This is a genomic window from Streptomyces hyderabadensis (genome assembly GCF_020404845.1).
Taxonomy (GTDB): Bacteria; Actinomycetota; Actinomycetes; order Streptomycetales; family Streptomycetaceae; genus Streptomyces; species Streptomyces hyderabadensis.
Genome location: NZ_JAIOJZ010000107.1, coordinates 1 through 11,144, shown reverse-complemented (window position 1 = coordinate 11,144; position 11,144 = coordinate 1). Strand labels below are relative to the sequence as shown.

Here is an 11,144-nt window from a genome sequence, read left to right as displayed (position 1 = left end):
AGGCCAGCCCGAGCCACACGGCGCAGCCCGCGAGCAGCCCGCGCCGGTCGCGGCGGGGGGGCTCCGGGGGGCTCGGGCCACCCGGGGCGCCGGGGGGGCCGGGGGCGCCCGGGGGGGGGGCGGAGGGGGCGGGGGTGGGGTGGTGGGAGAGCGGGGGGGCGGTGCCCGCCAGTACGGCGGTGCAGGCCAGGGCCACGGCGGTGAGGATGGTTCGGCGCATCGGGTCGCTCTCTCTCGTCGTCGGCGCACCACGTGGGGGGTGGTGATGCGGGTCGGACGGAGAGACGAGGCGGGGGGCGGGTGGGTTGTAAAGGAATGGCAAAGTCGCCGGTCGGTCGTGAGGGCTCTCCAGCCGCCGGCTCCTTACGGACCCGTGACGTGCCGGCCGGCGGGCCCGGTGCGGCGTCCCCGCGGGCCTAGCGTGTCGGGCATGCGCGTACTGGTCACCGGCAGCGCCGGTTTCATCGGGTCCCACGTGGTGGAGGCCCTGCGGGAGCAGGGGCACGAGCCGGTCGGCTACGACGTCCGCGAGGACCCCGGCGCCGACGTGCGCGATCCGGCGGCGGTGCGGCGGGCCCTGGCCGGGGTGGACGCCGTGTGCCACCAGGCGGCGATGGTCGGCCTCGGCAACGGCGTCGCCGACGCGGCCGAGTACGTCTCCCGCAACGACCTCGGCACCGCGGTCCTGCTCGCCGCGATGGCCGGTGCGGGCGTGCGGCGGCTGGTGCTCGCCGGGTCGATGGTCGTGTACGGGGAGGGCCGGTACGCCTGCCCCCGGCACGGGGTGGTGCGGCCGGGGCCGCGGGCCGTCGCCGACCTGGACGCGGGCCGGTTCGAGCCGCTGTGCCCGCGGTGCGGCGCGGACCTGTCCCCGGGGCTGGTCGGCGAGGACGCCCCGGCCGACCCGCGCAACGTGTACGCCACGACCAAACTGGCGCAGGAGCACCTGGCCGCCGCCTGGGCCAGGACGACCGGCGGGACGGCGGTGTCGCTGCGCTACCACAACGTGTACGGCCCCCGGATGCCCCGCGACACCCCGTACGCCGGTGTCGCCTCCTTCTTCCGCTCCGCGCTGGCCCGCGGTGAGGCCCCGCGCGTCTTCGAGGACGGCCGCCAGCGCCGGGACTTCGTGCACGTGCGGGACGTGGCCGCGGCGAACGTGGCGGCGCTTCGGGCCGCCGGGCCGCCGCAGGGCGCGCTCACCGCCTACAACACCGGCAGCGGCGAGCCGCACACGGTGGGCGAGATGGCCGTCGCCCTGGCCGCCGCGTACGGCGGTCCCGAGCCCGTGGTCACCGGCGAGTACCGCCTCGGCGACGTCCGCCACATCACCGCCGACTCCGCGCGGCTGCGCGCCGAGCTGGGCTGGCGTCCCCGGGTGGGGTTCGCCGAGGGCGTGCGGGAGTTCGCGCGGGCGGGCCTGCGGGGGGAGTGAGCCGCCGAGGGCCCCGGCTCCGGGACCGGCCGCACGCAGGCGGGACCGGGTGGTGGGATCGGCGAGCCTCGCCTTCGAGACCACTCGGCGCCCGGGGCCTCGTCCCCGGTCAGGCCTCGGCCGGCGGCAGGGTCACCTCGAAGCGGCAGCCGCCGGGGATGTTGCGGACCGTGGCCCGGCCGCGGTGGGCCTCGACGATGCCGCGCACGATGGCGAGGCCCAGGCCCGCCCCGGCCGGGGGCGTACGGGCGTGGGTGCCGCGCCAGCCGGTGTCGAAGACCCGCGGCAGGTCCTCCTCGGGGATGCCGCCGCAGCCGTCGGTCACGGAGACCACCACACCGTCGGCCGACCGCTCGGCGGCGACCGCGACCGTGCCGTCGGCGGGGGTCCGGCGGATCGCGTTGACCAGCAGGTTGCCCAGGACCCGGCTCATCTCCTTGCCGTCCACCTCGACCGGCAGGGCCGGCACCGCGTCGCCGACCAGCCGTACGCCGTGCCGGCGCGCGAGCGGGTCCACGCCCGCGAGGGCGTCGCCGACCAGGTCGTAGAGGGAGATCCGGGCCGGGGTGAGGACGAGGGTGCCGGCGTGGATGCGGGAGAGTTCGAAGAGGTCGCCGACCATGTCGTTGAGGCGTTCCACCTCGGCCCTGATCTGCCTCAGGTAGCGGTCGGGGTCGGCGGCGACCCCGTCCTCCAGCGCCTCGGACATGGCGCGCAGTCCGGCCAGCGGGGTACGCAGGTCGTGCGAGATCCAGGCCACCAGCTCGCGCCGGGAGGCCTCCAGGGCGCGCTCCCGCTCCCGGGACCGGGCGAGCCGGGCGCTGGTGGCCGCCAGCTCGCGGCTGAGCGCGTCGAGTTCGGCGGTCGCCGGGGTGGCGGGGGCGGCGTAGTCCCCGTCGTCGCCGAACGAGCGTGCCGCCGCCGCCAGTTCGCGGCTGCGGGCGACCACCCAGCGGCCCAGCAGCAGCGCCGTGGCCAGGGACACGACCGCCGCCATCGCCACGACGGTCGTGACGACGGACAGGTCGTGCGGGGACAGGAACATCGCCCAGGCGACGGCCAGCGTGCCGGAGAGCATGGCGAGGACGGCGACCGCCGCCACCACGGCGAGCGAGGCGGTCAGCGAGCGGCGCCGGATCAGGCGCAGCACGGCCGCGCCCACCAGGCCGGTGGCGGCGGCGCCCGCGAAGGCGTACAGGGCGATCAGGAGGGTGGCGTGCACGGTCAGTCCGCCTCCCGGCCGGCCGGGTCGAAGCGGTAGCCCACGCCCCACACCGTCTGGATCAGGCGGGGCCGGGCCGGATCGTCCTCGACCTTGCCGCGCAGCCGCCGGACGTGCACGGTCACGGTGGACAGGTCGCCGAAGTCCCAGCCCCACACCTCGCGCATCAGCTCCTCCCGGGCGAACGCCCGCCCGGGGTTGCGCAGGAAGAAGACGAGCAGGTCGAACTCGCGCAGGGTGAGGGCCAGTTCGGCGCCGTCCTTGGTGGCCCTGCGGGCGGCCGGGTCGGCGGTGAGACCGGCGGCGGACGGCGGTCGCGGCGCAGGGGCCGGGGCCGGGCGGGTGCGGCGCAGGACGGACTCCACCCGCAGCACCAGTTCCCGCGGGCTGAACGGCTTGGTGACGTAGTCGTCGGCGCCGACCTCCAGGCCGAGGACGCGGTCGTCCTCGTCGCCCCGGGCGGTCAGCATGATGACCGGCACCGGCCCCTGCTCGCGCAACCGCCGGCACACCTCCAGTCCGTCCATGCCGGGCAGCATCAGGTCGAGCACCACCAGGTCGGGCCGGTGCACGGCGGCCCGCGCGAGCCCGGCGGGCCCGTCACCGGCCCGGTCGACGCGGTACCCGGCGCGATCGAGGTACCCGGCCACGACCTCCGCGACGGTGGGATCGTCCTCCACGACGAGAACCCGCGCGGGCGCAACGAGGGGTTCGACCACGGGTCCGGCGACCGGGGTGACCGGGGATGCGGCGAGAGGGACGGCCGGGGGCCCGGCGGCAGGGGCGTCCGCGGGGACGGCCGGGCACCCACCGGAGGACGGGACCAAGGGCTCGCCCGGGGCCGAGGGCCCGCCGGGGTACGGGACCGGGGGCTCGTGCGAGGTCAGAGACCCACCCGGGACCGGGGATCCGCCTGGCGACGCGTCCGCGGCGGCTTCGACGGCACGTACGGCTGCGGATCCTGCCGCAGGCACGGCCGAGGCCCCGCCGAGGAGCGGGACCGGAGGCCCGCCCCGGGCCGGGAGACCGCCCGGGACCGGAGATCCACCCGGAGACGCGGTCCCACCCGGGACCGGGGACCCGCCCGAAGACGCGGGCCCGCCCAGGGCAGAAGGCACGATCGGGGGCAGGGGCTCGTCCTGGGGGTGGGGCCGTGGCGCGGGGGCGTCGGGGTGTTGGTGCATGGGGTCAGCGTCGCACCGTGGGCTCGGTGATGGGCCCGGCGCGTGCGGGCGGGCTGCCGACGTCCGTGTTTCGTAAGGACCGGGAGACCGATTTGCCCGGTTTCCGTTCGTAGGGTGAACGCCGTGACCACCTCGCCCGCTCCCGACGTCGACGTCGTACTCCCCTGCCTGAACGAGGCCGGGGCCCTCCCCTGGGTCCTGGCCCGCGTCCCGGCCGGCTGGCGTGCGCTCGTCGTCGACAACGGCTCCACCGACGGCTCGGCGGACCTCGCCCGCTCGCTCGGCGCCACCGTCGTGACCGAGCCGCGCCGCGGTTTCGGCGCCGCCTGCCACGCCGGGCTGAGCGCCGCGACCGCCGATGTCGTGTGCTTCTGCGACTGCGACGCCTCTCTCGACCCGGGCCTGCTGACCCCGTTCGTCCGGGAGATCCGCGCCGGCACCGCCGACCTCGTGCTCGGCCGCCGACGACCGCAGGGCAGGGGCGCCTGGCCCGCCCACGCCCGCGCGGGCAACCTCGCCCTGGCCCGGATGCTGCGCCGCCGCACCGGACTGCGCCTGCACGACCTCGGTCCGCTGCGCGCCGCCCGCCGCGAGCCGCTGCTCGGTCTCGGCCTCACCGACCGGCGCAGCGGCTACCCGCTGCAGATGGTGGTGCGGGCCGCCGACGCGGGCTGGCGGATCGCCGAGCACGACGTCCCCTACCTGCCCCGCACCGGCGCCTCGAAGGTGACCGGGACCTGGCGCGGCACCTGGCACGCGGTACGGGACATGCGCCGCGTGCTGGCCGAGCCGCCGGCCGCCCGTCCGGGCGACGGTGCCGCGGGGACCAGTGAGCGGAGCGGCGCCCGGTGACCGCCACGACCACCCTCCTCGTCATCGCCAAGGAGCCGCGTCCCGGCCGGGTCAAGACCCGGCTCACCCCGCCCTTCACCCCCGCCGAGGCGGCCGCGCTGGCCGAGGCGGCCCTCGCCGACACCCTGGGCGCCGTGGCCGCGACGCCCGCCCGGCGCCGGGTCCTGGTGCTCGACGGCCGCCCCGGCCCCTGGCTGCCGCCCGGCTTCGACGTCGTACCCCAGGGCGCGGGCGGGCTCGACGAACGGCTCGCGGACGCCTTCGCCGGGTGCGCGGGTCCCGCCCTGCTCATCGGGATGGACACCCCGCAGGTGACGCCGGACCTGCTCGACGTGGACTTCCGCGACTGCGACGCGTACTTCGGCCCGGCCGAGGACGGCGGCTTCTGGGCGCTCGGTCTGGCCCGGCCGGAGCCCGCCCTGCTGCGGGGCGTGCCCATGTCGACGCCGGTGACGGGCGCGGTGCAGCGCGAGCGGCTCCTGGCGGCGGGGCTGCGGGTGCGCGACCTGCCGCCCCTGCGCGACGTCGACACCGCCGCCGACGCCCGCGCCGTCGCCGCGCTGGCCCCGGACGGCCGGTTCGCCGCCCGGCTGGCGGCCTGCACCCCGGCCGCGGACCGGCGGGCGAGCCGGTGAAGGGCGCCGCCCGTCTCTCCCCGGCCCCCGCTCCCGCCTGGTCGGCCTCCGACCCCTACGCCGCCGCCCTGCGGTCGGGACGCGGGCCGCTGTTCCTGCGCCGCACCGACGGCTGGCTGCTGCCGCTGGAGGTGGAGCGCTGGTGCGCGCGGGCCGACCCGGTCGACCTGGAGGTGCTGGACCGCTGCGAGGGCGCCGTGCTCGACGTGGGCTGCGGCCCCGGCCGACTGGTCGCCGAACTCGCCGCCCGGGGCCGTACCGTCCTCGGCATCGACGTCAGCGAGGCCGCCGTGGCCCGGACCGTACGGCTCGGCGGGCCGTCCCTGCGGCGCTCGGTGTTCGAGCCGCTGCCCGGCGAGGGACGCTGGGACACCGTCCTGCTCATGGACGGCAACGTCGGCATCGGCGGCGACCCCCGAGCCCTGCTCCGCCGGGTCGCCGCCCTGCTCGCGCCCGGCGGCCTGCTGCTCGCCGAGACGGCCCCGGTCGACGTCGACGAACGCGCCCACGTGCAGCTCGTCGACCTCGACGACGCCCACGCCCGCGCCGCCGGCAGCCCGTTCCCGTGGGCGCGGATCGGCACCCGCGCCCTGCTGCGCCGCGCGGGCGCCGCCGGCTGGCGGACCGCCGGTCAGTGGACGTCGGGGGAGCGCCGCTTCGTCGCGCTGCGCAGCAGCCGCCCGGCGAGCAGCAGCGCCGAGCCGCCGAACAGCACCGCCGTGATCAGCAGCCAGCGGGTGAGGAAGCCCTCCGCCGACAGCCCGGTGACCCCCGCGTAGCTCGCGTCGACCCGCCCGCCGACCAGCGGGAACCACACCAGCAGGAGCAGCCCGGAGCAGGCCGCCGGGAACCGGACGTACGAGGTCCGCTCCCGGCGGTGCACCGTGGCCGTCCCGCGGGTGAGCACCCGGTCCGCCAGCGAGTACAGCGGCAGCAGGACCAGGTCGTGCAGGAGTGCCGCCCCCGCGAACCAGAGGACGACGCCGAGCCAGTCGTCGGCGAGCAGCCGCAGGCCGGCGTAGCCCGCGAGCGCGAAGGAGCAGCCGAGCAGGAGGATCTGGAACGGGCTGCCGATCCCGGCCCGCGTCACTCGCAGTCCGTACGTTCCACGCACGCGCTTCACCCCAGGTCTCCGAACGTCAGCCGGGCCACCCACTTGGTGTTCAGCACGCCGGGCGCGGCGGGCACGATGATCCGCGCCGGGTGACCGTGGTCCGGGCTCAGCTCCTCGCCGTTGACGTACAGGGCGAGCAGGGAGCGCGGGTCGGCCACCTGGTTGGCGCGCAGGGCGCCGCGGCGGAAGGCGCCGCGCCGCTGGAGGGACTCGACGAACACGTCCGGCGGATCGTCCTCGTGGCCCACGAGCGCGGCCAGGTCCCGCAGCCGCACCCCGCGCCACCACTGGTCGGCCGTCGACCAGCCCTCGACGCAGGCGATGGGCAGGGCCGCGCTGTGCTGCTCCATGGCGAGCAGCTCGGCACGGCTGAGCCGGACGGTTCCCGCGCGGCCCGTGACGACGAGCCGCCAGGTGTCCTCGCGGGTCTCGGCCGGGTCGATGCCCACGTGGGCGGCCGTCTTGTTGATCTGGAACCCGTTCGGGCCGTTGCCCGGCTCGGGCCCGCCGTGCGGGGAGAGCACGGCCGTGGCCCGCAGCGGCCCGTCGAAGCTGCGCCCGGCGTTGGTGGCGAACATCAGCAGCGAGCCGCCCCCGACGAACCACAGGGCCCCGCGCCGGGTGACGGTGGGCGCGGCGGGCCGCGGGGCGACCAGGTCGTCGCGCTCCTCGCGCATGGCCCGCAGGTTGCGCAGCGCCCGCGGCGTCTTCAGCACGGCGTGCACGGCGAACGCGGCGAAGAAGACCCAGGCACCGTAGAAGTGCAGCGGGTAGAAGGAGCCGGGGAACAGGTACTCCAGCTGGATGTTGAGCACCCCGGTGACGAACTCGAACAGCGCGCCCCCGACCAGCAGCAGCAGCGAGATGCGCTCCAGCCCGTGGGCGAGCGAGCGGACCGGCGGCAGCGTGAACAGCCTGGGCACCACCGACCACAGCTTGGCCAGCAGCACCGGGATCAGGACCAGGCCCAGGGTCACGTGCACGCCCTGTGTGAGGCGGTACAGCCAGACCGGGTCGGTCGGCCAGGCGAAGAGGTAGAAGCCGAGGATCCCCTTGTCCGGGGTCTTGTCGTTGACCGGGTCCAGGCCGGGGTTGTAGGCGGCGTAGGACACCAGTCCCGTCACGAACAGCACCGTGATGCCGACGAGCAGGACGGTGCCGAGCACCGACGTGAACCAGGGCCCGCGCAGCGGGCTGCGCCAGAAACCCGGGGAGGACGGAAGCCGTGGGGAGGACGGAAGCCGTGGCGAGAGGTCGCGCATGGCCCGACCGTAGGCCGCGACCGGCGCCCCGGACGGTCCGCGACCCATGACGAAACGCTGACGTCCGCCGTGCGCACCGCCCCGCGCGTGATCTCCCGGCCTACGGTGCCGGGGTGACCGTGACCCGCCCGCGCCCCGTCCCCCGCGACCTGTACCCCGTGGCCGCCGCCGTGCTGCTCGTGACGGCCGCCGTGCTGGTCGGCCGGTACGTGTACACCTACGACGACCTGATCGTCGGCTGGCCGCCGCTGCTGGGCCGCTGGGACCCGCACCTGGGGCCCGGCACCCCGGCGGCCGTCGCGGTCGCGGCGGCGGTGGTGGCGTACGGTCCGTCCGTCGCCGCCCGGCTGCCGTGGCGCGCGCTGCCGGCCGCGGTCTGGGGCACGGCGCTGGCCTGGACCTGGTCGCTGGCCCTGGTCGACGGGTGGGAACGGGGCGTCGCCGGGCGGCTCACCACCCGCCAGGAGTACCTCTCGGTCGTCGACCGCTGGCAGGACATCCCGGCGACGCTGCGCGACTTCAACGGGCACATCCTGCTCCACTCCCCCGACAACTGGCCCGCCCACGTCGCCGGTCACCCGCCCGGCGCCACGCTCGGCTACGTGCTGCTGGACCGGATCGGGCTCGGCGGCGGGGGCTGGGCCGGGGCGCTGACCATCACCGTGGGCACGACGGCGGGCGTGGCGGTGCTGGTCACGGTGCGGGCCCTGGCCGGCGAACGGCTCGCCCGGCGGGCGGCTCCCTTCCTGGTCCTGGCCCCGGCGGCGGTGTGGGTGGGCACGTCAGCCGACGGGTACTTCGCGGCCGTCGCCGCGTGGGCGGTGGCGCTGCTGGCCCTCGCGGTCACCGGGCGCCCGCTGGGGTGGGCGGCGGGCTCGGGGCTGCTGTTCGGGCTGACCTGCTACCTGTCGTACGGCCTGACGCTGTTCGCGGTGATCGCGGCGGCGGTGCTGCTGCTCGGCCGGCGCGGGGTGCGGGCGCGGCCGGTGCTGTTCGCGCCGCTGCTGGCGGGGGCGGCGGTGGTGCCGGTGGCGTTCACGGCGGCCGGGTTCGACTGGTGGCAGGCGTACCACCTGCTGGTCGAGCGGTACTACGAGGGCGCGGCCGGGGTCCGCCCCTACGCGTACTGGGTGTGGGCCAACCTCGCCTGCACGGTGCTCATCACGGGCCTGGCGACGGCGGCGGGCCTGCGGCGGGCCGGGAGCGTACTGCTCCGGCGGCGCGCCGGGGGCGGGGGAGCCGGGCGGGAGCGGGCCGAGGAGGTCCGGCTGGCGTTCCTCGTGGCCGCCGGGCTGCTGGCTCTGCTGGCCGCTGACCTGTCCGGCATGAGCAAGGCGGAGACGGAACGCATCTGGCTCCCGTTCGCCGTGTGGCTCCTCGCCGCCGGCGCCTTCCTGACCCGCCCGCGCGCCTGGCTGACGGCGCAGGCGTCCCTGGCCCTGCTCCTCAACCACCTGCTGGCGACCGGCTGGTGAGCGATGCGGGCCCCGGCCCGGCGGGTCAGCTGCCGCAGGGGAGGTCCACGTCCAGGGTGGTGGGGCCGCCGGGCGGGCTGGTCAGGCGGAGGGTGCCGTCCAGGGCGGCGACGCGGCGGCGGATGCCGGTCAGGCCCGAGCCGCCGTCCTCGTCGGCGCCGCCCCGGCCGTCGTCCTCGACCAGCAGGCGCAGCCGGTTCCCGCGGGCGCGGACCGTGACCGAGGCGTGGGCGGCGCCGCTGTGCTTCGCGATGTTGGTGAGCGCCTCGGCCACCACGAAGTACGCCGTCGCCTCGACGGATGCCGCGCACCGCTGCGGCACGTCGGCCTCGACCCGGCACGGCACCGCGCAGTCCGCCGCCAGTCCCGACAGCGCGCCCGAGAGGCCGCGGTCGGCGAGGACCGGCGGCAGGATGCCCCGCGCCACCGCACGCAGCTCCGCGAGCGCCTGCTCCGCGGCGGACTGCGCCCGCTCCAGCAGCTCGTCCGCCCCGGCCGGGTCGCGCGCCGCCATCCGCCGGGCCGCGCCCAGCAGCACCGTCACCGACACCAGCCGGTTCTGCGCGCCGTCGTGCAGGGACCGTTCGATCCGGCGCAGCTCGGTGGCGTGCGCGTCCAGCGCCGCGGCCCGGGTGGCGGTCAGTTCCGCCACCCGCAGCGACAGGTCCGTGTCCGGGCCCGCGGCGAGCAGCCGCCGGGCCGGGGCGGCCTGGAGGCGCGCCATGCCGGGGCCCAGGCCCAGGACGATCGCGATCCAGCCGACGCCCAGCAGGGCCGCCGCGACCGCGTCCAGCCAGGTGTGCGCGGTGCCGATGCCGATGGACGTGGTCGTGGCGTCCCCGGGCGGGCCCAGCCGCCACCACAGCGGGAAGGTGGTGTCCCGGACCGCGCACAGCGGCAGCAGCAGACCGAGCAGGCCCAGCAGCAGCCCCAGGGTGCTGTGCCGCACCAGCCAGCTCAGCTCCCGCCGGGTGGTGGGGTCGGCCAGCGCGGACCGCAGCCGGACGGGCGGCGGGTCGGGCGGGACGATGTCGATGCCCCGGCGGGAGAGGCGTCCGCGTTCCCGGCGGGCCAGCGCGTGCAGGGCGCGCAGCGCGGCGGGGGCGAGCAGCAGGCCCGCACCGACCGGCGCGGTCACGGCGGCCACGGCCACCAGCAGCAGCACGCCCAGCGCCTGGAACGCCGTACCGAGTCCGCCGACGAGCTGCCCCGTGGCCGCGCCGGCGGCGCGCACGGTCCGTACGGCGGTCTCCCGCACGGACGTGCCCTCGACGACCGTCATCCGCGTGTCTCCCTCCGGCCGTACGGCCAACCCCGTACGTCCCCGACCCTAAGCCGCCGCACGCGCCGGCGGCGGGTGCGGAGCCGGAAGGTACAGCCTGCTGTACCCCGGACCGGGCGGCCCACGGGATCGGCCGCTGGGGGTCTCGATCCCTAGCGTCGAAGGCACCGAGCCCGACGCCGACGGAGGCCGCAGCCATGCCGCACCAGGATCGCCAGGACCAGCAGGATCCCTACCGCCTGGACGTGCCCCAGGCCGTCCCGACCGCCGCTCCCGCCCCCGGCGACGGCCCGGGCGCCGTCTCCCGCGGGGACGTCCTGCGCACGCTGCTGTGGGCCGTGGTGGTGCTCAGCGCGGTCGCCAACATGGCCCTGTCCTTCACCGGCGCCGCCGCCCCGCTCCACCTGGCCAGCGGCGTGGTCACCGTGCTCGCCGCCGGGGCCCTCGTGGTGCGCGGACTGCGGGGGCGGCGATGAGCACCGCCGCCCTCACCGCCGTCACCGCGCGCCGGGCGCCCGCCATCGCGCTGGACCGGGTCGCCAGGACCTACCCGGGCGGCGTCCGGGCCCTGGACGAGGTGTCGCTGACCGTGGAGCACGGCACGTTCCTCGCGGTGATGGGGCCCTCGGGCTCCGGCAAGAGCACCCTGATGCACTGTGCCGCCGGGCTCGACTCCCCCACCT

11 protein-coding genes and 1 pseudogene are annotated in these 11,144 nt (G+C 77.3%); 7 read left to right on the top strand and 5 right to left on the bottom strand.

Going from position 1 to position 11,144, the window contains the following annotated elements; genetic code table 11:
• Window positions 1-220: pseudogene (locus K7854_RS36770) on the bottom strand (hypothetical protein); the annotation flags it as partial.
• Window positions 221-430: 210 nt separating this feature from the next.
• Here K7854_RS36770 and K7854_RS36765 point away from each other — a divergent pair.
• Window positions 431-1,435 carry an NAD-dependent epimerase/dehydratase family protein gene (locus tag K7854_RS36765; RefSeq protein WP_226030902.1) on the top strand — a complete coding sequence of 335 codons (1,005 nt, stop codon included), beginning with the start codon at window positions 431-433 and terminating at the stop codon, window positions 1,433-1,435.
• Window positions 1,436-1,544: 109 nt separating this feature from the next.
• On the opposite strand, the gene K7854_RS36760 is transcribed toward K7854_RS36765, so the two are convergent.
• Both K7854_RS36760 and K7854_RS36755 read right to left on the bottom strand, forming a co-directional pair.
• Window positions 1,545-2,657 (bottom strand): sensor histidine kinase, encoded by a 1,113-nt coding sequence (locus K7854_RS36760; protein WP_226030901.1) that lies wholly within the window; start codon window positions 2,655-2,657, stop codon window positions 1,545-1,547.
• A 2-nt stretch (window positions 2,658-2,659) separates the two neighbouring features.
• The gene (locus tag K7854_RS36755; protein WP_226030900.1) at window positions 2,660-3,376 is read right to left on the bottom strand and encodes a response regulator transcription factor; all 717 of its coding nucleotides are present in this window, start codon (window positions 3,374-3,376) and stop codon (window positions 2,660-2,662) included.
• A 579-nt stretch (window positions 3,377-3,955) separates the two neighbouring features.
• Between K7854_RS36755 and K7854_RS36750 the strand changes: the two genes are divergently transcribed.
• Genes K7854_RS36750 through K7854_RS37740 form a run of 3 tightly spaced genes read left to right on the top strand, consistent with a single transcriptional unit; the run spans window position 3,956 to window position 6,107 of the window.
• A complete protein-coding gene (locus K7854_RS36750) occupies window positions 3,956-4,693 on the top strand; it encodes a glycosyltransferase family 2 protein (RefSeq protein WP_226030899.1) in 738 nt (245 codons plus the stop codon).
• The gene (locus K7854_RS36745; RefSeq protein ID WP_226030898.1) at window positions 4,690-5,328 is read left to right on the top strand and encodes a TIGR04282 family arsenosugar biosynthesis glycosyltransferase; all 639 of its coding nucleotides are present in this window, start codon (window positions 4,690-4,692) and stop codon (window positions 5,326-5,328) included. Before K7854_RS36750 ends, K7854_RS36745 begins: the two co-directional genes overlap by 4 nt.
• Window positions 5,325-6,107: a class I SAM-dependent methyltransferase gene (locus tag K7854_RS37740; RefSeq protein WP_308112610.1), complete on the top strand. Its 783-nt coding sequence runs from the start codon at window positions 5,325-5,327 to the stop codon at window positions 6,105-6,107. Before K7854_RS36745 ends, K7854_RS37740 begins: the two co-directional genes overlap by 4 nt.
• 340 nt (window positions 6,108-6,447) lie before the next feature.
• Here the strand turns inward: K7854_RS37740 and K7854_RS36730 are convergent, their stop codons facing one another.
• The gene (locus tag K7854_RS36730) at window positions 6,448-7,704 is read right to left on the bottom strand and encodes a molybdopterin-dependent oxidoreductase (RefSeq protein WP_226030896.1); all 1,257 of its coding nucleotides are present in this window, start codon (window positions 7,702-7,704) and stop codon (window positions 6,448-6,450) included.
• A 113-nt stretch (window positions 7,705-7,817) separates the two neighbouring features.
• On the opposite strand from K7854_RS36730, the gene K7854_RS36725 reads away from it, so the two are divergent.
• Window positions 7,818-9,179 carry a hypothetical protein gene (locus tag K7854_RS36725; RefSeq protein ID WP_372481119.1) on the top strand — a complete coding sequence of 454 codons (1,362 nt, stop codon included), beginning with the start codon at window positions 7,818-7,820 and terminating at the stop codon, window positions 9,177-9,179.
• 25 nt (window positions 9,180-9,204) lie between these two features.
• Here the strand turns inward: K7854_RS36725 and K7854_RS36720 are convergent, their stop codons facing one another.
• Window positions 9,205-10,461 (bottom strand): sensor histidine kinase, encoded by a 1,257-nt coding sequence (locus K7854_RS36720; protein ID WP_226030895.1) that lies wholly within the window; start codon window positions 10,459-10,461, stop codon window positions 9,205-9,207.
• A 197-nt stretch (window positions 10,462-10,658) separates the two neighbouring features.
• Here K7854_RS36720 and K7854_RS36715 point away from each other — a divergent pair, with 197 nt between their 5' ends.
• Entirely contained in the window at window positions 10,659-10,937 is a 279-nt protein-coding gene (locus tag K7854_RS36715; RefSeq protein ID WP_226030894.1) for a hypothetical protein, read from the top strand.
• Window positions 10,934-11,144 (top strand): ATP-binding cassette domain-containing protein (locus K7854_RS36710; protein ID WP_226030893.1); only part of this gene is annotated, 211 nt, incomplete at its 3' end. The genes K7854_RS36715 and K7854_RS36710, both read left to right, overlap by 4 nt.